This is a genomic window from Streptomyces sp. NPDC005303, assembly GCF_040607335.1.
Taxonomy (GTDB): Bacteria; Actinomycetota; Actinomycetes; order Streptomycetales; family Streptomycetaceae; genus Streptomyces.
Window position 1 is genome coordinate 38,404 of record NZ_JBEXGM010000001.1, and the last position, 18,611, is coordinate 57,014.

The following is an 18,611-nucleotide window of genomic DNA, read 5'->3' on the forward strand; positions in this document are numbered from 1 at the left end:
GGGTAAAGCGGTTTTCTCCCGCGCGGTGCCGTCTGGGAGAATGGGGAGTCCATCAAGCCTTCAGCAACTTAAGCAAAAGAGGACGTGCCGATCGTGGGTCAGAGCGCTGAGACCACCGACTGGGTCTCCCGTTTCGCGGATGAGGTCATCGAGGAGTCGGAGCGTCGGGCCCCGGGCAAACCGGTCGTCGTCGCGTCCGGGCTTTCCCCCTCCGGACCCATCCACCTCGGGAACCTCCGCGAGGTCATGACCCCGCACCTCGTCGCCGACGAGATCCGGCGCCGGGGCCACCAGGTACGCCACCTGATCTCCTGGGACGACTACGACCGCTACCGCAAGGTGCCGGCCGGTGTCCCCGGGGTCGACGAGTCGTGGGCCGAGCACATCGGCAAGCCGCTGACCTCCGTGCCCGCGCCCAAGGGCTCCGCCCACCCGAACTGGGCCGAGCACTTCAAGGCCGCCATGGTCGACGCGCTCGCCGAGCTCGGCGTCGAGTTCGACGGGATCAGCCAGACCGCGCAGTACACCTCGGGCGTCTACCGCGAGCAGATCCTGCACGCCATGGCGCACCGCGGGGACATCGACGCGATCCTCGACCAGTACCGGACCAAGAAGGCCCCGGCCGCCGCGAAGAAGCAGCAGAAGCCGCTCGACGAGGCCGAGGTCGAGGCCGCCGAGGGCTCCGGCGCCGCCGCCGAGGACGACGGGTCCTCAGGGTCCGCCGGGTACTTCCCGTACAAGCCCTACTGCGGCAACTGCGAGAAGGACCTCACCACGGTCACCTCCTACGACGACGCCACCACCGAGCTGTCGTACACCTGCAACGCCTGCGGGTTCTCCGAGACCGTCCGGCTGAACGAGTTCAACCGCGGCAAGCTCGTCTGGAAGGTCGACTGGCCGATGCGGTGGGCCTACGAGGGCGTCGTCTTCGAGCCCAGCGGGGTCGACCACTCCTCGCCCGGATCCTCCTTCCAGGTCGGCGGGCAGATCGTCGGGATCTTCGGCGGACAGCAGCCGATCGGGCCGATGTACGCCTTCGTCGGGATCTCCGGGATGGCGAAGATGTCGTCGTCCAGGGGCGGGGTGCCGACCCCCGGTGACGCGCTGAAGATCATGGAGCCGCAGCTGTTGCGCTGGCTCTACGCCCGCCGTCGGCCCAACCAGTCCTTCAAGATCGCCTTCGACCAGGAGATCCAGCGGCTCTACGACGAGTGGGACAAGCTGGACGCCAAGGTGGCCGACGGCACCGCGCTGCCGGGCGACGTGGCCGCGCACTCCCGCGCGGTGGGCACGGCCGGCGGGGAACTGCCCCGGACGCCGCGTGTGCTGCCGTACCGGACGCTCGCCTCCGTCGCCGACATCACCGCCGGGCACGAGGACCAGGCGCTGCGGATCCTCAGCGAGCTGGACCCCGACAACCCGCTGTCGGCACTGGACGAGGCCCGGCCCCGCTACGACAAGGCCGAAGCCTGGATCAACACGCAGGTGCCCGCCGAGCAGCGGACCATCGTGCGCGACGAGCCCGACGCCGAACTGCTCAAGTCCCTCGACGAGGCCACCCAGCAGTCGCTGCGGCTGCTCCTCGACGGGCTCGCCTCGCACTGGTCGCTCGACGGGCTCACCCACCTCGTGTACGGCGTGCCCAAGGTGCAGGCCGGGTTCTCCGCGGACGCCACGCCCAAGGAACTGCCGCCCGAGATCAAGACCGCCCAGCGGACGTTCTTCGCCCTGCTGTACCAGCTGCTGGTCTCCCGGGACACCGGGCCCCGGCTGCCCACACTGCTGCTGGCCGTGGGGCAGGAGCGGGTCCGGGCGCTGCTCGGGGAGTGACAGGCGGTACGGAAGAGGGGCCCTCCGGTGTGGAGGGCCCCTTCTCATGTCCGGGTGGCTCAGGCGATGTGGTCTTCCTGGAGTTCCGCCGTGTGGCGGTTGGTGAAGCGGTTGACCATGCGCTCGGCGTCGCGCTGGGAGAGCACGACGCCGTACGTCGCCTCCACGTCACCCCTGAGCTGGCCGGGGGAGGGGTAGCTGCCGTCGATCGACTTCTTGAAGACCTGGTAGAAGTCTTCCTCCGTCGGTTCGGGGGTGCCGCCGCCTTCACCCAGCTCGCGGGTTCGGCCGGTGGTCACGGGGATGGGGAAGCTGCCGGTCTCCTCCATCGAGGGGTCCCGGGGAGGCTCCTCGTACTGGATCTGCTGGAGCTCGTACTGCTCGGCTTCCAACTGCTCCTCGTACCAGCGGTTGTACTGCTCCGCGGGGTCGTAGTCGGGGTTGTAGCCGCCCTGGTACTCGACCTGCTTGGGGGTTTCGAACCACGGGCTCTGGTCGGGATCGGGTTCCGGCTCAGGTGGGGGCGCGGCCTGCGGCGGGACGGGAGCCGCCACAGCGGGACGACTGTCCGCAGCCACCGCACGGGCGGCCGCGGGGAGTTCGGCGTGCTCCGGAGCCGGAGGCAGCAGCACCGGCTCGATGCCCGCCGCCGCCAGGCCCGCCGGAGCCGTCTCCGCCAGCGGAACCCCGTACCTCGCCAGACGCAGCGGCATCAGGGACTCCACCGGGGCCTTGCGGCGCCAGGCCCGGCCGAAGCGGGAGTGGAGACGCGCACGGTAGACGAGTCGTTCCTGCTCCAGCTTGATGACCTGCTCGTAGGAGCGCAGCTCCCACAGCTTCATCCGGCGCCACAGCAGGAACGTCGGGATCGGGGAGAGCAGCCAGCGGGTGAGGCGGACCCCCTCCATGTGCTTGTCCGCCGTGATGTCCGCGATCCGGCCGATCGCGTGCCGGGCCGCTTCCACCGACACCACGAACAGGATCGGGATCACCGCGTGCATACCCACACCCAGCGGGTCCGGCCAGGCCGCCGCGCCGTTGAAGGCGATCGTCGCGGCCGTCAGCAGCCACGCCGTCTGACGCAGCAGCGGAAACGGGATGCGGATCCAGGTCAGAAGCAGATCCAGGGCCAGCAGGACACAGATACCCGCGTCGATGCCGATCGGGAGGACATAACTGAAGTTCCCGAAGCCCTTCTGGACGGCGAGCTCACGGACGGCCGCGTACGACCCCGCGAAGCCGATGCCGGCGATGATCACGGCGCCGAACACGACCACGCCTATGAGCACGCGGTGCATTCGAGTCAGCTGCATGGGCGCGGACACCCGTACTCCCCTCCCTGTACGTCTTGTTGCGCGCAACAGAGTGGCACATATGTGCTGCGCACGGGTGGCCGGTACTGGCCGTCAGTACTTCTTCAGTACGTCGTCAGCTCGTCTTCGCGGCCGACTTGGACGGAGATGCCGACTTCGACGCCGACTTCGCGGGGGACTTCGAAGCGGACGGGGACGCGGACTTCGACGGCGCCTTCGAACCCGACGCGGACTCCGAGGGGGCCGGGTTCGCCGCACCCTCACCGTTCGCCGCCGACACCGCCGACACCGCCTCCTTGGCGGCCTGCTCCGCGAGCTTCGTGAGGCTGTCCGAACTCGGCGCCTTGTCACCGGCCAGACCCGCGCCGTTGTAGTCGACGGTGACGACGACGTTCTCCACGCGCGTGACGACCGTCTGCTGCTTGAAGGCGCCTTCCTTCTTCTTCAGGTCGTAACGCACCAGCGTCGCCGCGTCACCCGTCCCGGAAACCGCCTGCGACTTGGTGTTCTTCGCACCGGCCACCGACTGGGCGTCCTGGATCTGCTGCTCGTAGTACTTCTGCGCCTGCGCCTCGCCCGTACCGCGCGAGCTGTCCGACTCGAAGCGCAGCAGCGAGACGTTCAGCCAGCGGAACTGAGAGCCCTTCACGCCGTTGTTGTCGAGGCTGCTCCAGGAGCAACTGCCGCGCGTACCCGCCTCCGACGTGCCCTTCTTACCGGACTTCCCAGCCTCCGGGACCAGCGACTTCAGGGTCTTCGAGGACAGCACCTTGCACGACTCGGGAAGCGAGTCGTACGCCGCCGCCTGCACCGTGGGCGCCGCGCTTTCGGAGGCCGACACCGTCGCACCGGCGCCCGCGGCCTTGTCCCCACCGCCGCCGGAGCCGGAGTCGCCGGAGCCGGAGTCGGAGGAGCAGCCAGCGGCGATCAGCATCACCGGGACTGCGGCCGCGCAGACAAGGACGCGGTGAAGACGCTTCGCTCTCCCCCACTGCCCGAAAGACGTGGGAGGGGCCCCCAGAACACCCTGGTCACGCTCTGCTCGTCGCTGCATGGTTCCTTCACTCATGACGCTTGTGGTTCCTGCCGTCGGGTCGGGTCCGAGGGGCCACGGTACGCGGTGAGGAAGCTGTGCGGTCCAGCATCGAACGCTTTGTGCGCACGGGTGAGGGGTGTGTGCAGAGCACTCAGCCGGACAGCGACCCGGCCAGCTGCGAAGCCAGTTTCCGGGCGTTGTCCTGCATTTCCTTGCTGTCCGGGGTGACGCCGATCGTCGTCGGCTGCTCCTCGTACTCGATGGTCACGATCACGTTGGACGTGCGGAACGCCACAGTCACCTTGCGCTGCTGGGCCGTCGAACCGGAGTTGCTCAACACGTCGTCCAGGAAGGCCTCGTCGCCCAGATCGTCCAGAAGACGCGGCTGCAGATCGGACGGAGTGGCGGACGCCGAGCCACTCGGACTCGCGGAACCGCTCGGGGGGGCCGTCGGGGCCGTCGGGGACGCCGTGGCACTGGCGGTGCCGCTCTCCGCCACGTCCGAGGTGGCGCTGGACGTCGCCGCCGGCAGATCGGCCTTCTCCTGGGCCTGCGCGAACAACTGCTGCGCCTGGGTGTCGTCGCTGACCGCGTTGTCGTACGACACCACGCGCTCGAAGTCGACCGAGAGGTACTCGGTGGCGTCCGTGGCCTCCACCTTCCAACGGCAGCCGACCTTGCGGTCGGTGTCGTAGGTGAGCGTGGCGTCGCCCGCGTAGGCCCTGGCGCGCTGATCGGTGTCGGCGATCTGCTGGATGCCGGGCAGGAGCGTGTCGAGGGTGCTCTCCCCGACCACGCCGCACGCCTCGGGCAATGTGCGGTACTTGCCGGGCTGGGCCACGACGGAGGCGGTGCCGGTGTCGCCGGGGTTGGCGTCGTCCGTCGGGCCGTCGCCACCGGAGCTGCCGGTGCAGCCGGCCAACAGCGCCGCGAGGAGGGCGGCGACGCCGGGTACGTAGGCCTTCCGCTGCACGGTGGGGCTCCTCTCGGAATGTCTCCGACTCGTGGGGGATCTCAGTGTCCCCGCAGGTTATTCACTTGCCGCACGGGGGTGCGCCCTGGAGACAATGTGTATCGCACGCACTGCCGTGAACGCCGGTCCGTCATCCCATACGTCGACCTTGGCACCGGTATTGCGATTTGAGACTTCTGCTTTCTTTCCGGGGGAATGAGGACGATATGTCGTACGTGGAGATGCCGGGCGCCAAAGTCCCGATCCGGATGTGGACCGACCCGGCGACCGTCGAGGACGTGGCCCTGCAGCAGCTGCGCAACGTCGCGACCCTGCCGTGGATCAAGGGCCTCGCGGTGATGCCGGACGTGCACTATGGCAAGGGGGCGACGGTCGGATCCGTCATCGCGATGCAGGGGGCGGTGTGTCCGGCCGCGGTGGGCGTGGACATCGGCTGCGGGATGTCGGCGGTGAAGACCTCCCTGACGGCGAACGACCTGCCGGGGGACCTGTCCCGGCTGCGGTCGAAGATCGAGCAGGCCATTCCGGTGGGGCGGGGGATGCATGACAGTCCCGTCGAGCCGGGGCGGTTCCACGGGCTGGCGACCGGGGGGTGGGACGACTTCTGGGGGCGGTTCGACGGGGTTGCGGATGCGGTCAAATTCCGTCACGAACGTGCTGGAAAGCAGATGGGAACGCTCGGATCCGGAAACCACTTTGTCGAGGTGTGCACGGATACGACCGGTTCTGTCTGGCTGATGCTGCACTCCGGTTCCCGGAACATCGGCAAGGAACTCGCCGAGTTCCATATAGGCGTGGCCCAGAAGCTCCCCCACAACCAGGGGCTGGTCGACCGTGACCTCGCCGTCTTCATCGCGCAGACCCCGCAGATGGAGGCGTACCGCAACGACCTGTTCTGGGCGCAGGAGTACGCCAAGTACAACCGCACGATCATGATGGCGCTCCTCAAGGACGTGGTCCGCAAGGAGTTCAAGAAGGCCAGGCCGACCTTCGAGCCGGAGATCAGCGCTCACCACAACTACGTTGCCGAGGAGCGCTACGACGGGATGGACCTGCTCGTGACCCGCAAGGGCGCGATCCGGGCCGGTTCCGGCGAGTACGGCATCATCCCGGGCTCCATGGGGACGGGGTCGTACATCGTGAAGGGCCTCGGCAACGAGAAGGCCTTCAACTCGGCTTCCCACGGGGCGGGTCGGCGTATGAGCCGGAACGCGGCCAAGCGGCGCTTCTCGACGCGGGACCTGGAGGAGCAGACGCGGGGCGTGGAGTGCCGTAAGGACTCCGGTGTCGTGGACGAGATCCCGGGCGCCTACAAGTCGATCGACCAGGTCATCGACCAGCAGCGGGACTTGGTGGAGGTCGTGGCCAAGCTGAAGCAGGTCGTGTGCGTGAAGGGCTGAGCCGCGCTCACTTCGGGGCGTGCATCACCGCGTAGATCATGACGAACGCCACGATGTGGATGCCGAAGAGGAAGTAGGCGAGCCACCACCACATGTGGCGTTCGTCGTGGGGGTCCTTGGGGTCCTTGGGGTCCGGGGTCACAGGTCCCGGTGGACCTTCGTGTTGGAGGCCTGGGCGCGGGGGCGCAGGACCAGGAGGTCGACGTTGACGTGGCTGGGGCGGGTGACCGCCCAGGTGATGGTGTCGGCGACGTCGTCGGCGGTGAGGGGCTCGGCGACGCCCTGGTAGACCTTCTCCGCCTTCTCCTGGTCGCCGCCGAAGCGGGTCAGGGCGAACTCGTCGGTCTTGACCATGCCGGGCGCGATCTCGATCACGCGGACCGGGCGGCCGACGATCTCCAGGCGCAGGGTCTCGGCGAGGACGTGGGCGCCGTGCTTGGCGGCGACGTAGCCTCCGCCGCCCTCGTAGGTGCCGTGGCCGGCGGTCGAGGAGACGACGACGATCGTGCCGTCGCCGCTCGCGTCGAGCCTGGGCAGCAGGGCCTGGGTGAGGTTCAGGGTGCCGATGACGTTCGTCTCGTACATCGTGCGCCAGTCGGCCGGGTCGCCGGTGGCCACCGGGTCGGCCCCCAGGGCACCGCCGGCGTTGTTGACGAGGACGCCGACCGTCTTGAAGGCCGTCGCGAACTCGTCGACCGCCTCGCGGTCCGTCACGTCCAGCTGGTAGGCCGTCGCCTGGTGGCCGGCCGCGTTGATCTCCTCCGCGAGCGCCTCGATGCGGTCCTTGCGACGGGCGGTCAGCACGACCCGGTAGCCGGCCGCGGCGAGCTGCCGTGCGGTGGCCGCGCCGATTCCGCTGCTCGCCCCGGTGACGATCGCGATCCGGGACGCGGGGGACGGGGCGGCGGATGCCATGGCTGCTCCTCGGGCGTGCGTGGGTACGGGCTCCCGCCAGGATAGGTCGGCCGCGGTCCGGGGCTCCGGGCGGTCCGGATCGCGGGCCGGTGCGAAAATTGAGGTGGGTGATCCCCTGACATACGGAGGTGGATCATGGGAGAAGCGCGTGAGGTCATGGACCGGCTCACGGATGCGGTCACGCACCCGGATCTGAAGGCCATCGCCGAGCTGTACGCGGAGGACGCGGTCGCTGTCACCCCTGACGAGGGGGAGATCCACGGGCGCGACAACATCGTCGCGTACTGGCGGCAGATGACGGAGGCGGTGCCGGACGGCACGTTCGAGACGAAGCACGCCTACGAGGCCGGGGACACGGCCATCGACGAGGGCGTCTTCAGCGGACGCAACACCGGGCCGATCCAGCTGCCCACCGGGGAGACGCTCCCGGCGACGCAGAAGGAGATCAGGATCCGCGGGGTCGACATCGCCACGGTGCGGGACGGGCGGATCGTGGACTACCGGCTCTACTTCGACGAGATGGAGTTCCTCGGACAGCTCGGGCTGCTGCCGGACGACGAGACATCCTGACCGCGGCCGCTCAGTCGCCCCGTGGGGCGTACATGATCACCGCCATGCCCGCGAGGCAGATCAGTGCGCCCGCGATGTCCCAGCGGTCGGGGTGGTAGCCGTCCGCCGCCATGCCCCACAGGATCGAGCCGGCCACGAAGATGCCGCCGTACGCGGCGAGGATGCGGCCGAAGTGGGCGTCGGGCTGGAAGGTGGCGACGAAGCCGTAGGCGCCGAGGGCGAGGACGCCACCCGCGGTCCACATCCAGCCGCGGTGCTCCCGCACGCCCTGCCAGACCAGCCAGGCGCCCCCGATCTCGAAGAGGGCGGCCACGACGAACAGGGCGGCGGAGCGGGCTACGAGCATGTGGGCCAGCTTCGCATGCCGGTTCGCCGGGGCCGCTGTCACCTGATGGAGGGCGCCTGTCGGCTGTCGGGCGTGGGATACATCCCAGCGACCACGGCGGTTCGGGCGGCTGGAGCGAGGAGTGGGTGGCATGCGGGTGCTTGCGGTGTGGGGTGCGGTGGTGGTGGCTCTGGTGGGTGGGGGTACGGCGGTCGCGGTGGGCGGACCCGAGGCGGATCTGGCGTATCACGGGGCCGCGTCCCTGTCCGGGGGGCTGGTGGACGTACGGTTCACGCCGCGCAATCACGGGTTTGCCGCTGTGCCGGACGCGACCGTACGGCTGCAGTGGTCCGAGCCGCTGGTGGACGAGCAGACGTTGCCGCAGGGGTGTGCGCGGTCGGCGGAGCGGGTGGTGTCGTGCCGGGTGGGGGTGCTGGCGGCGGACGGGGTGGGGGAGCGGGTCGACATGCGGGTGCGGTTGCGGGGGGTGCCGTCGGAGGTGCTGCTGGAGTTCGACACGGTGTGGAACGGCGGCACGGTGGACCGGAACGGGGCGAACGACAGGCAGCGGGTGCTGTTGCTGGACAGCGGGGACGAGTACTACTTCTGACGCGCCTGGGGGACCGGGCCCCAGGCGGCCCGAGCCGCTGCTGCGGGTCAGTCCGCGGACGCCTGTGCGTACGCCGTCGGCGGGACCCCGACCGTGGCCGTGAAGTCCCGGACCAGATGGGCCTGGTCCGCGTAGCCGAGGTCGGCGGCGAGGGCGGCCCAGTCGGCCTCGCCCCGAGTGCCGGCGCGTTCCAGGGCCTCGTGGATGCGGTAGCGGAGGATCACCCACTTGGGGCTGACACCCACGTGCGCCGAGAAGAGCCGTTGGAGTGCCCGTACGGAGAGTCCCGCCGTGGCGGCGAAGTCGTCGACGCGGCGGACGGCGCGGTCCTCGTGGACGCGGTCGACCAGGGCGGTGGCGAGGTCGGCCTGCGGGTCGGGGTCGGCCGGGGCGAGGGGGAGGAGGAAGGCGTCGAGTGCGGCGACGCGGGCCTCATCGGTGGCGGGGGTCACCACGGAGCGGGCGGTGGCTGGGGTGGCCCGCGGGAACACGTCCTGGGCGGGCAGTACTCGGCCCGTCCAGTGGGAGACGGGATGGTCAGGGGCGTACGGACGGAAGCCGCCGGGACGGAACTTCACCCCGCAGACCCGGCCCCGGCCGGTGAGCTTCCTGGTGTAGAGGCCGCCGGGGATGCCGGTCAGCTCGGCGTAGAGCGCGTCCTCGTCCTGCTGGAAGGTGAGGTGGACGCAGGGGTGCGGGACGACGTGGGAGACGTAGGGCTCGGGCAGGTCCCAGTCGATGAACCAGTACCGCTCGACGTACCGGCGCAGTGGCGCGGCGGGCTCGTGGCGGCGGAACCTCACCCGGGTCAGCAGCCCGGCCGGGTCGACGATCCCGCGGGTGTCGCGGCGGGGGACGGCCATGAGGGGATCGTACGTCCGGGCCGGGCGTCGCGTTTCTTCAAGAAGGGAGGGCGGCGGGCTTCGTACGGTCGGGGCATGGACACGAACACGGCGAACAAGACGTACGGCATCGGTGAGCTGCTGGGCATGGCCCGGGATCGGGCGGTCCCGGTGGTCCGGGGGATCGAGGACACGGCTCTCGGGGCCGCCACGCCCTGTGCGGAGTACGACGTGAAGGAGCTCGTCAACCATCTCTTCCAGGTGATCGTGCAGTTCCAGCGGCTGGCGGCGAAGGAGCCGTCGGACTTCGGCGAGGCCGCTGCCGACCGGGTGGCCGAGGGGCCGGGCTGGCGGGAGCGGTTCGCGGCGGAGGCGGACCGGCTGGTGTCGGCCTGGTCCGTGCCCGGCGCCGAGGAGGGCACGACCGGGGCGATGGACATGCCGGCCCGGTTGGTCGGCTCGATGGCGCTGCTCGACCTGACCGTGCATGTGTGGGACCTGGCGCGGGCCACGGGTCAGGAGTACGGGGAGGCCGACGGGGCGGTGGTGGAGGAGCTGACGGGTGCGGTGGCTCAGCTCGCTCCCACGGCCAGGAAGATGGGGGTTTTCGGGGAGCCGGTGGCGGTTTCCGGGGAGGCGTCGGAATTCGAGCGGTTGCTGGGGCGGACGGGTCGGGATCCGGGGTGGGGTGACGACCGCTGAAGGGGTGGGTGCGGGTGTCGATCGGCTGCCGGCCGGCGGGGGGCTCGTCGCGCAGTTCCCCGCCCCTGAGTGGGGCAGGTGGGCCTGGGTGGGGAGTGGGGCGGCTGATCGGTCGAGGCCCGTGCTCCCAGGGTTCCTCTGGATCGGGGGAATAGGGGTCCCTGCGTCGTCGTTCTCCAGGCACGCGGTTATAGTTGAACCGTCAACTACCTGGAGGGTGAGCGACCATGCAGTTCGGGATCTTCAGCGTCGGTGATGTCACGCCGGACCCGACGACCGGCCGTACGCCGACCGAGCGTGAGCGGATCAAGGCCATGGTCGCGATCGCGCTGAAGGCGGAGGAGGTCGGACTCGACGTCTTCGCGACCGGTGAGCACCACAACCCGCCGTTCGTGCCGTCGTCGCCGACCACCATGCTCGGGTACATCGCGGCGCGGACCGAGAAGCTCATCCTCTCGACCTCGACCACGCTGATCACCACGAACGACCCGGTGAAGATCGCCGAGGACTTCGCGATGCTCCAGCACCTGGCCGACGGCCGCGTCGACCTCATGATGGGCCGCGGCAACACCGGCCCGGTCTACCCCTGGTTCGGCAAGGACATCCGCGAGGGCATCAACCTCGCCATCGAGAACTACGCCCTGCTGCGCCGGCTGTGGCGCGAGGACGTCGTGAACTGGGAGGGCAAGTTCCGCACGCCGCTCCAGGGCTTCACGTCCACGCCGCGCCCGCTGGACGGGGTCGCGCCGTTCGTCTGGCACGGCTCCATCCGCTCCCCGGAGATCGCCGAGCAGGCCGCCTACTACGGTGACGGCTTCTTCCACAACAACATCTTCTGGCCCGCCGACCACACCAAGCGGATGGTCGAGCTGTACCGGGCCCGCTACGCCCACTACGGCCACGGCACGGCCGAGCAGGCGATCGTGGGTCTCGGCGGCCAGGTGTTCATGCGCCGCAACTCGCAGGACGCGGTGAAGGAGTTCCGGCCGTACTTCGACGTCGCACCGGTGTACGGGCACGGGCCCTCCCTGGAGGAGTTCACCGAGCAGACCCCGCTGACCGTGGGCTCCCCGGAGCAGGTCATCGAGAAGACGCTGAAGTTCCGCGAGTACGCCGGGGACTACCAGCGCCAGCTGTTCCTGCTTGACCACGCCGGACTGCCCCTGAAGACCGTCCTGGAGCAGCTCGACCTGCTCGGCGAGGAGGTCGTACCGGTACTGCGCAAGGAGTTCGCGGCGGGCCGTCCGGCGGACGTCCCCGAGGCTCCCACTCACGCGTCCCTGCTGGCCGCCCAGCAGAACAAGGAGGTCGTCGCATGAGGCTCGTCGTCGTGTCCGCGGGGCTGAGCGTCCCCTCGTCCACGCGCCTGCTGGGAGACCGGCTGGCCGCCGCCGTGGGGCGTACGGCCGAGGTGGACACGCAGGTCGTGGAGTTGCGGGAACTCGCCGTGGAGATCGCGCAGAACTTCACCAACGGCTTCCCGGGACGGGCCCTGGCCGCAGCGCAGGAGGCGGTGGCCGCGGCCGACGGCCTGATCGTCGTCACCCCGGTGTTCTCGGCGTCGTACAGCGGACTGTTCAAGTCGTTCTTCGACGTGCTCGACCCGGAGGCGCCGGCGGGCAAGCCGGTGCTGATCGCCGCGACCGGTGGCTCGGCCCGGCATTCGCTGGTCCTCGAACACGCGCTGCGGCCGCTCTTCGCCTATCTGAAGGCCGTCGTCGTGCCGACCGGGGTGTACGCCGCCTCGGAGGACTGGGGCGCCGAGGGGCTGGACGGGCGGATCGAGCGGGCGGCCGGGGAACTGGCCACGCTGATGACGGGACTGTCGGGCGCAGTGTCGGGCGGGGTGCCGGCCGGCCGTGCGCCGCGTGCGTCCCGGGCCGACGCGTTCTCGGCCGTGGTGCCCTTCGAGGAGCAGCTCGCCGCGTTGCGTCCCACCGGGTGAGAGGCCAGTAAGAAGGGCGGGCGGTGAGCAGCTCATCACACGTACGACTCGGTGGGCACGGCACACTGAGGGTGTGTCCCCCAATGTGCTGCTCGCCGAAGACGACCGCGCCATCCGTCACGCCCTGGAGCGCGCCCTGAGCCTGGAGGGCTACCAGGTCACCGCGGTCGCCGACGGGGTCGAGGCGCTGGCGCAGGCCCACAAGACGCCGCCGGACGTGCTCGTCCTCGACGTGATGATGCCCGGGATCGACGGACTCCAGGTCTGCCGGGTGCTGCGCGCCGAGGGCGACCGTACGCCGATCCTCATGCTGACGGCGCTCGTGGAGACCCAGGACCGGATCGCCGGTCTGGACGCGGGCGCCGACGACTATGTGGTCAAGCCGTTCGACGTCGAGGAGGTCTTCGCCCGGCTGAGGGCCCTGCTGCGGAGGACCAGCCCCGACGGGATGGCCCCGGTCGACGCCGCTCCCAAGGCCGTCGTGCCCGAACTGCCCCAGGGACGGATCGAGGCGGCCGGGCTGCGCATGGACATCCAGGCGCGGCGGGCCTGGCGGGGGACGCGCGAGCTGGAGCTGACCCGTACCGAGTTCGAGCTGCTGGAGCTGCTCGTGCGCAACGCGGGCATCGTGCTCGACCACTCGACCATCTACGACCGCATCTGGGGCTACGACTTCGGGCCCGGCTCCAAGAACCTCGCCGTCTACGTCGGCTATCTGCGCCGCAAGCTCGACGAGCCCGGTGCGCCGCAGCTGATCCACACGGTGCGTGGCGTGGGTTACGTGCTCCGGGAGGACTGAGTGGGGCGGCTGGCTCGACTGTGGGCCCGGCCGCGGCCCCGGCTGCTGTCCCTGCGGACCACGTTCGCGGTGTCCTTCGCCGCGGTGACGGCCGCGGTGACCGTGCTCGTCGGTGTGCTGTCCTACAGCGCCGCCGCCCGTCTGGTGCGGGTGGACCAGGAGTCCGTGTTCGACCAGGTCGTGCAGGACCTCCGGGACGAGGTGAGCCAGCACCGGATGGCGCCGGAGGACTTCTCGTCCTCGGCGCCCGGGCACGACCTGGTACGGCCCGCGCGTACGGATGTGCAGGTGCTGGGACCCACCGGGGCGGTCGCGGACCCCGGGCGTCCCGGGCTGCCGGTGATCTCCGGCGACCGGCGGATAGCGGCCGCCGGCGCGGCCGGGCGGATGGTCCTGCACAAGGAGGTCTCGGTCGGGAGCGATGTGTACCGGGTCGCCACCGTCTCCCTGGGGGGCGGGCGGGGTGCCGTGCAGGTCGCCCAGGAGTTCAGCGACACCGAGGACCTGCTGCGGGCGCTGCAGCAGCGGACGTTCCTGCTCATGGCGGCGGTCGTGGTGGGCGCCGGGTTGTTCGGGTGGTGGCTGGCCCGGCGGATCACCCGGCGGCTGGTCATCCTCACGTCCGCCGCGGAGGACGTGGCACGGACCCGGCGGCTCGGGATCGAGGTGCCGGTCACCGGCTATGACGAGGTGGGGCGGCTGGGGCGGGCCTTCGACCGGATGCTGGGCCGGCTCGCGCAGTCCGAGGAGGATCAGCGGCGGCTGGTGCAGGACGCGGGACACGAGCTGCGGACACCGCTCACGTCGTTGCGTACGAACATCTCGCTGCTGCGCCGGATCGACGAGCTGCCGCCCGCCACACGCGAGGACCTCGTCGCCGATCTCACCCAGGAGGCACGGGAGTTGACCGACCTGGTCAACGAACTGGTCGACCTCGCGGCGGGGCAGTCGGACAACGAGCCGCCGCAGCGGGTGGACCTCGCCGATGTCGCGGAGGAGGTGGCGGGGCTGGCCCGGCGGCGCACCGGGCGGGAGATCGTGGTGCACGCGAGCGGGTCGACGGTGACGGACGGGCGGCCGGGGAGTCTGCAGCGGGCCTTGTCGAACCTGGTCGAGAACGCGGCGAAGTTCGACCGGGACGGTAGCGCCGCGATCGAGATCTCGGTGTCGGGGATCACGGCGGCCGGGCCGGTGCGGGTGGAGGTGCTGGACCGGGGGCCCGGGATCGCGAACGCCGATCTCGTGCGGGTCTTCGACCGCTTCTACCGGGCGGCGGACGCGCGGTCGTTGCCGGGGTCGGGGCTGGGGTTGTCGATCGTGCGGGAGGTGGCGCTGTCGCACGGGGGCGCGCCGTTCGCGTTTCCCCGGGACGGGGGTGGGACGGTGATCGGGTTCACCGTGGGTGGGGATGCCTCCGGCGGTTGAGCGGTTGTGCCTGCGGGGGTGCCGGGTTCGGTTGTCGGGCGGGTGCGGGTTCGGTGGGGGCTGGTCGCGCAGTTCCCCGCGCCCCTGGGGCCTGCGGCGGCCTGTGCGGGTTCGGTGGGGGTGGGCGTTTGCGCAGTTCCCCGCGCCCCTGAAAACCGGCCCCGACGCATCCGCGGTCGCCTGACGGCACAGCGAGGCACGCCAAGAGGCGCAGCCCTAGGACGGCTGTCCGCGCAGGGGGATCGTCTCCAGGGCCGTGCGGCCTGCCACCAGTGCCGGGTGGGTCTGTTCCGCGACCCGGTGGAAGGTCTCCTGCGCGACGCGGGCCGGCCAGGCCGGGGGCAGGTGGCGGGCCGGGAGTCTGGGGTCCGTGCGGATGGTGCGGAGCCAGTCGCTGACCAGGCGGAGGCGGGTGCCGATCGGGTCGTCGTCGGTGCCGTTGCCGAGGTGGGCGCTCCAGCGCTTGTCGAAGGCGACATAGCGGGCCGCGATGGACTCCAGGTCCCAGGTGTCGCGGATCATCTGCTCGATGTCGGTCACCTCGGCGGCCTGGGCGTGGAAGATCTTGACGTGGGCGGTGAGGCCGAGATCGGTGACCACCGCGGAGACGTCCACGTGGCCGGGGGCGATCCACAGGCCGCTGTACAGGGCGCCGAATCCGGACCAGGTCAGGCGTGAGCGCAGGTCGTGGCGCTGGCGTTTCCAGGAGTCGGGCAGTGAGAAGCCGAGCAGGGTCCAGGAACCGTCCCAGTCGTCGTTGACGGCACCCTGCTTCCAGATGCGGGTCCGGCCGTCGATCAGGACCCGGGTGGCCTGCGGGGTCAGGCCGAAGAACATCTTGCGGCCCTCGCGCTGACGCTGGAGCAGGCCGCGGTTGACCATGCGGGTGAGGGTGGAGCGGACGGCCTGTTCACCCACGCCCACGCGGCCCAGGACGTCGATGATGCTGCCCGAGTAGACGCCGAGGTCCCCCTCCTCCAGAACGTGGTTGCCGAAGAAGGTGAGCATGAGCGACTGCGGGCGCTGCTGCGGCCCGTCCGCGGTGTCCAGGATGTCGTCGTCCTCCACGGGGGCAAGGGTACGACCGCCCGCCGACCGTGCGGCAGGCGGTCGTACGAGGTCACCGGCGGTCGGCGGGGTGGGCAAGGTCGTAGGGGCGAAGGTAGGGGGTGGGGTGGTACCGGACGTAACGGGTGGGGGTGGTGGGGTCGGCCGCGGTGGCGCGGGAATTGAGGGACGCCGGGTCGGTGCCCCGCCATTCGCCGGTGGTCAAGCGGTCCTCCAGGGTGTGCAGGGCGGCCAGTTGCTCGGCGGGGCTGAACGTGCAGTGGCCGGCGTTGTCGACGTAGGCCTGGCGCAGGAGGGCACCGGAACCGGCCGCGGTGACCGCGCGGCGCAGGGCGCTTTCCGTCTGGACCGGGACCAGAGGGTCGCCGATGGTGTGGACGGAGAGTTGCGGCTTGGCCAGGCGGCCGGTGAAGGAGCTCGTGCTGCTCATCCACGCCACGGCGTTCTGGTCCGCCTTGATGCGCGGGGCCCGGTTGAGGGCCGCGAGGTCCTTCTGCAGCGAGAGGCCGGCCTCCTTGTACAGCTCGGTGACCTCCTTGCGGACCGAGGACTCGCCGAGCAGCCGGGCGTAGTCGATGCCGGTGTTCCAGGACATGTTGCCGCCCGCCCGGGCCTCGGCCTCCTGGCGCCGGTTGAAGGCGGCGATCTTCAGCAGGCCCTTGACGGCGTCGTACTGGTTGGCCTGCTGGGCGTCCCAGTCGGTCGCGGCGGGCCGGGTCTGGGTGGGCGCGTTCCAGACCGGGATGTTGTGCAGGGCCGCGGCGAGGGCGATACGGGCGCGGCCCTCGGCGGTCGACTGGGCGGAGTCGACCTTGGCGGTCAGGGTGTTCGCGGCGGCGGTCGCGGCCTCCTGGCTCGGGAGGTCCACCAGCGGGACGTCGGAGCCGAGGAGCGTCTTGAGGGCGAAGACCGGGTCGAGGGTGTTGTTCCAGTTGGCCACGCCACCGTGGACCAGGCCGCACATGGAGAGCGAGCCGTCGATCTCGTCCGGGTGGCGCTCGGCGATGGCGGTGGTGACCAGGCCGCCGTACGACCGTCCCCAGGCCAGGGTGCGGGAGGCCCGGCCGAAGCGGGTGGTGAAGGCCTTGAGGGTGGCCATCTGGTCGGGGACCGCGTCGGTGACCGCCCAGCCGGTGGACGCGTACGAGGAGCCGATGAGGGCGTAACCCTGCTGGAGGAGAAGGGGCTTGGTGGCTGCGTCCGGAGCGTCCTGGGCGGGGTTGGCGGGGCCCGCGTTGTAACCGTGGCTGAACAGCAGGACGGTGCCGTTCCAGTTGGTGGGGACGTCCATCATGTACGTGGCGCCGGAGGGGAGTTGGCCGTCCACGTGGGTGGGGGTGTCGGTGGCGGCCGTAGCCGCGGGGGCGGCGGTGAGGGTGAGCAGAAGCGCCGTCGCGCAGGCGATGCGGGTGCCGTGCCTCATGCGGTGATCTCCTCCGTGTGGGGGGTGGTGGGGAGTTCGGAGGCGGGGTCCTCGCCGAGTGACGTACGGCTGGTCTCGCGGACGAACCACACCGTCAGCGCGGTGATCAGCGAACCGCCGCACAGCAGGAGGGCCACGGGGGTGCCGTTGCCGCTGCTCGCGACCAGGCTTCCGGCGATCATCGGGGAGAAGCCGGCGCCCACGAGGGTCGCGCCCTGGTAGCCGAGGGAGGCGCCCGTGTAGCGGACCTTGGTGCCGAACATCTCGCTGAACAGGGCGCCCAGCGGGCCGTACATCAGCGACTGGGAGATGCCGTGGCCGATGACGACGGCCAGGATCAGGGCCCCCGACGACCTGGAGTCGATCAGTGCGAGGACGGGGAACGCGGTGGCGGCCGACAGGATCGCGCCGGTGAGGACGACCGGGCGGCGGCCGATCCGGTCGGAGAGCGCGGACGCGCAGGGCAGCACGACCAGGGCGACGGCGGCGGAGACGGTGAGCGCGGTGAGCACCTGCGGGCGGGGATAGCCGATGCCGGTGGCGTACGCGATCAGGTAACTGGTCAGCAGGGACTGGGCGGTGAAGGCGCCGATGCCGACGCAGCAGGCCAGCAGCACGGGCTTCGGGCGGCGCAGGACGTCGAGGACGGGGAGCCTCGACTCGGCGCGGTCCTTCTTCACCGCGGCGAACAGCGGGCTCTCGACGACCTTGAGGCGGACGAACAGGCCGACGCCGAGCAGCAGCACGCTCACCAGGAAGGGCACGCGCCAGCCCCAGGCCGCGAACTGGTCCTTGGGGAGGGTGGAGACCAGGGCGACGACGGCGGCGGAGATCAGGGAGCCGAGCGGGGCTCCCATCTGTGTGAAGCTCGACCACAGGCCGCGGCGCTTCTCGCCCGCGTGCTCCACGACCATCAGGGTCGCGCCGCCCCACTCGCCGCCGATGGCGATGCCCTGGACCACGCGCAGGGTGATCAGCAGGACCGGGGCCCAGACGCCGATGGTGTCGTACGTGGGCAGCAGGCCGATGAGGAAGCTGGCGCCGCCCATCAGGCCCATGGTGAGCAGCAGCATGTTCTTGCGGCCGAGGCGGTCGCCGAAGTGTCCGAAGACGATGCCGCCGATGGGGCGGGCCACGTATCCGGCGGCGAAGGTGCCGAACGCGGCGATCGTGCCCACGGCGGGGTCGGCGCCGGGGAAGAACAGTTCGCCGAAGACGAGCGCGGCGACGGTGCCGTAGACGAGGAAGTCGTAGAACTCGACGGCGGTGCCGAGCAGGCCGGACAGGGCGACTCGGCGGAGTTGGCGGGTGCGTTCTGATGCGGTGGGGGACGGGGGCATCGCGGGCTCCCTTGAGCGGGGGAAGGACACCGCGAAATTAGGCTGTCTGGTGACTGCCGTCAATAAAGTGCACAACATTGACAGGCTTGTGATGG

19 protein-coding genes are annotated in these 18,611 nt (G+C 70.6%); 9 read left to right on the forward strand and 10 right to left on the reverse strand.

Annotated elements, in window-relative coordinates:
• The first annotated feature begins 84 nt into the window (after nucleotides 1-84).
• Nucleotides 85-1,830, forward strand: a complete 1,746-nt coding sequence (lysS, locus tag ABZT93_RS00185; protein WP_356096658.1) for a lysine--tRNA ligase — start codon at nucleotides 85-87, stop codon at nucleotides 1,828-1,830.
• A 59-nt stretch (nucleotides 1,831-1,889) separates the two neighbouring features.
• Here the strand turns inward: lysS and ABZT93_RS00190 are convergent, their stop codons facing one another.
• The 3 genes from ABZT93_RS00190 to ABZT93_RS00200 form a co-directional block, all read right to left on the reverse strand.
• On the reverse strand, nucleotides 1,890-3,143 hold the full coding sequence (locus tag ABZT93_RS00190; protein WP_356096661.1) for a DUF2637 domain-containing protein: 1,254 nt from the start codon (nucleotides 3,141-3,143) through the stop codon (nucleotides 1,890-1,892).
• 115 nt (nucleotides 3,144-3,258) lie between these two features.
• Nucleotides 3,259-4,077 (reverse strand): DUF3558 domain-containing protein, encoded by an 819-nt coding sequence (locus ABZT93_RS00195; RefSeq protein WP_356096664.1) that lies wholly within the window; start codon nucleotides 4,075-4,077, stop codon nucleotides 3,259-3,261.
• Nucleotides 4,078-4,330: 253 nt separating this feature from the next.
• Nucleotides 4,331-5,152, reverse strand: coding sequence for a DUF3558 domain-containing protein (locus ABZT93_RS00200; protein ID WP_356096666.1), 822 nt, complete (start codon nucleotides 5,150-5,152; stop codon nucleotides 4,331-4,333).
• 206 nt (nucleotides 5,153-5,358) lie between these two features.
• Here ABZT93_RS00200 and ABZT93_RS00205 point away from each other — a divergent pair, with 206 nt between their 5' ends.
• Nucleotides 5,359-6,552 carry an RtcB family protein gene (locus ABZT93_RS00205; protein ID WP_356096669.1) on the forward strand — a complete coding sequence of 398 codons (1,194 nt, stop codon included), beginning with the start codon at nucleotides 5,359-5,361 and terminating at the stop codon, nucleotides 6,550-6,552.
• Nucleotides 6,553-6,559: 7 nt separating this feature from the next.
• Here ABZT93_RS00205 and ABZT93_RS00210 read toward each other — a convergent pair whose 3' ends face one another.
• Nucleotides 6,560-6,694, reverse strand: coding sequence for a hypothetical protein (locus ABZT93_RS00210; protein WP_329266200.1), 135 nt, complete (start codon nucleotides 6,692-6,694; stop codon nucleotides 6,560-6,562).
• Nucleotides 6,691-7,467 (reverse strand): SDR family NAD(P)-dependent oxidoreductase, encoded by a 777-nt coding sequence (locus tag ABZT93_RS00215; protein ID WP_356096672.1) that lies wholly within the window; start codon nucleotides 7,465-7,467, stop codon nucleotides 6,691-6,693. The genes ABZT93_RS00210 and ABZT93_RS00215 overlap by 4 nt, the downstream gene beginning before the upstream one ends.
• 135 nt (nucleotides 7,468-7,602) lie before the next feature.
• Here ABZT93_RS00215 and ABZT93_RS00220 point away from each other — a divergent pair, with 135 nt between their 5' ends.
• Nucleotides 7,603-8,037 (forward strand): nuclear transport factor 2 family protein, encoded by a 435-nt coding sequence (locus ABZT93_RS00220; protein WP_356096675.1) that lies wholly within the window; start codon nucleotides 7,603-7,605, stop codon nucleotides 8,035-8,037.
• Between the two features lie 10 nt (nucleotides 8,038-8,047).
• Here the strand turns inward: ABZT93_RS00220 and ABZT93_RS00225 are convergent, their stop codons facing one another.
• Nucleotides 8,048-8,383, reverse strand: coding sequence for a YnfA family protein (locus ABZT93_RS00225; RefSeq protein ID WP_356096678.1), 336 nt, complete (start codon nucleotides 8,381-8,383; stop codon nucleotides 8,048-8,050).
• 130 nt (nucleotides 8,384-8,513) lie between these two features.
• Here ABZT93_RS00225 and ABZT93_RS00230 point away from each other — a divergent pair, with 130 nt between their 5' ends.
• A complete protein-coding gene (locus ABZT93_RS00230; RefSeq protein ID WP_356096681.1) occupies nucleotides 8,514-8,972 on the forward strand; it encodes a hypothetical protein in 459 nt (152 codons plus the stop codon).
• Nucleotides 8,973-9,019: 47 nt separating this feature from the next.
• Here the strand turns inward: ABZT93_RS00230 and ABZT93_RS00235 are convergent, their stop codons facing one another.
• Complete coding sequence (locus ABZT93_RS00235; protein ID WP_356096684.1) at nucleotides 9,020-9,835, reverse strand: helix-turn-helix domain-containing protein; 816 nt, start codon at nucleotides 9,833-9,835, stop codon at nucleotides 9,020-9,022.
• 75 nt (nucleotides 9,836-9,910) lie between these two features.
• Here ABZT93_RS00235 and ABZT93_RS00240 point away from each other — a divergent pair, with 75 nt between their 5' ends.
• From ABZT93_RS00240 to ABZT93_RS00260, 5 genes are all read left to right on the forward strand, one after another.
• Complete coding sequence (locus ABZT93_RS00240; RefSeq protein ID WP_356096686.1) at nucleotides 9,911-10,516, forward strand: TIGR03086 family metal-binding protein; 606 nt, start codon at nucleotides 9,911-9,913, stop codon at nucleotides 10,514-10,516.
• Nucleotides 10,517-10,743: 227 nt separating this feature from the next.
• On the forward strand, nucleotides 10,744-11,835 hold the full coding sequence (locus ABZT93_RS00245) for an LLM class flavin-dependent oxidoreductase (protein WP_356096689.1): 1,092 nt from the start codon (nucleotides 10,744-10,746) through the stop codon (nucleotides 11,833-11,835).
• Nucleotides 11,832-12,461 carry an FMN reductase gene (locus ABZT93_RS00250; protein WP_356096691.1) on the forward strand — a complete coding sequence of 210 codons (630 nt, stop codon included), beginning with the start codon at nucleotides 11,832-11,834 and terminating at the stop codon, nucleotides 12,459-12,461. The genes ABZT93_RS00245 and ABZT93_RS00250 overlap by 4 nt, the downstream gene beginning before the upstream one ends.
• A gap of 85 nt (nucleotides 12,462-12,546) precedes the next feature.
• Nucleotides 12,547-13,260 (forward strand): response regulator transcription factor, encoded by a 714-nt coding sequence (locus ABZT93_RS00255; RefSeq protein WP_356098355.1) that lies wholly within the window; start codon nucleotides 12,547-12,549, stop codon nucleotides 13,258-13,260.
• Nucleotides 13,261-14,685, forward strand: coding sequence for a HAMP domain-containing sensor histidine kinase (locus ABZT93_RS00260; protein WP_356096694.1), 1,425 nt, complete (start codon nucleotides 13,261-13,263; stop codon nucleotides 14,683-14,685). It abuts the gene before it with no gap.
• A 216-nt stretch (nucleotides 14,686-14,901) separates the two neighbouring features.
• On the opposite strand, the gene ABZT93_RS00265 is transcribed toward ABZT93_RS00260, so the two are convergent.
• Genes ABZT93_RS00265 through ABZT93_RS00275 form a run of 3 tightly spaced genes read right to left on the reverse strand, consistent with a single transcriptional unit; the run spans nucleotide 14,902 to nucleotide 18,516 of the window.
• Nucleotides 14,902-15,753: a PaaX family transcriptional regulator C-terminal domain-containing protein gene (locus ABZT93_RS00265; RefSeq protein ID WP_356096697.1), complete on the reverse strand. Its 852-nt coding sequence runs from the start codon at nucleotides 15,751-15,753 to the stop codon at nucleotides 14,902-14,904.
• 52 nt (nucleotides 15,754-15,805) lie between these two features.
• Nucleotides 15,806-17,176: a prolyl oligopeptidase family serine peptidase gene (locus ABZT93_RS00270; RefSeq protein ID WP_356096700.1), complete on the reverse strand. Its 1,371-nt coding sequence runs from the start codon at nucleotides 17,174-17,176 to the stop codon at nucleotides 15,806-15,808.
• Nucleotides 17,173-18,516, reverse strand: a complete 1,344-nt coding sequence (locus ABZT93_RS00275) for an MFS transporter (RefSeq protein ID WP_356096703.1) — start codon at nucleotides 18,514-18,516, stop codon at nucleotides 17,173-17,175. The genes ABZT93_RS00270 and ABZT93_RS00275 overlap by 4 nt, the downstream gene beginning before the upstream one ends.
• Nucleotides 18,517-18,611 lie beyond the last annotated feature (95 nt).

Excerpts from the sequence above, each read along its gene's own strand:
- ABZT93_RS00190 (WP_356096661.1), bottom strand. The coding sequence starts at position 3,143 with ATGCAGCTGACTCGAATGCACCGCGTGCTCATAGGCGTGGTCGTGTTC.
- ABZT93_RS00195 (WP_356096664.1), bottom strand. The coding sequence starts at position 4,077 with ATGCTGATCGCCGCTGGCTGCTCCTCCGACTCCGGCTCCGGCGACTCC.
- ABZT93_RS00205 (WP_356096669.1), top strand. The coding sequence starts at position 5,359 with ATGTCGTACGTGGAGATGCCGGGCGCCAAAGTCCCGATCCGGATGTGG.
- ABZT93_RS00215 (WP_356096672.1), bottom strand. The coding sequence starts at position 7,467 with ATGGCATCCGCCGCCCCGTCCCCCGCGTCCCGGATCGCGATCGTCACC.
- ABZT93_RS00220 (WP_356096675.1), top strand. The coding sequence starts at position 7,603 with ATGGGAGAAGCGCGTGAGGTCATGGACCGGCTCACGGATGCGGTCACG.
- ABZT93_RS00225 (WP_356096678.1), bottom strand. The coding sequence starts at position 8,383 with ATGCTCGTAGCCCGCTCCGCCGCCCTGTTCGTCGTGGCCGCCCTCTTC.
- ABZT93_RS00230 (WP_356096681.1), top strand. The coding sequence starts at position 8,514 with ATGCGGGTGCTTGCGGTGTGGGGTGCGGTGGTGGTGGCTCTGGTGGGT.
- ABZT93_RS00235 (WP_356096684.1), bottom strand. The coding sequence starts at position 9,835 with ATGGCCGTCCCCCGCCGCGACACCCGCGGGATCGTCGACCCGGCCGGG.
- ABZT93_RS00240 (WP_356096686.1), top strand. The coding sequence starts at position 9,911 with ATGGACACGAACACGGCGAACAAGACGTACGGCATCGGTGAGCTGCTG.
- ABZT93_RS00245 (WP_356096689.1), top strand. The coding sequence starts at position 10,744 with ATGCAGTTCGGGATCTTCAGCGTCGGTGATGTCACGCCGGACCCGACG.
- ABZT93_RS00250 (WP_356096691.1), top strand. The coding sequence starts at position 11,832 with ATGAGGCTCGTCGTCGTGTCCGCGGGGCTGAGCGTCCCCTCGTCCACG.
- ABZT93_RS00270 (WP_356096700.1), bottom strand. The coding sequence starts at position 17,176 with ATGAGGCACGGCACCCGCATCGCCTGCGCGACGGCGCTTCTGCTCACC.
- ABZT93_RS00275 (WP_356096703.1), bottom strand. The coding sequence starts at position 18,516 with ATGCCCCCGTCCCCCACCGCATCAGAACGCACCCGCCAACTCCGCCGA.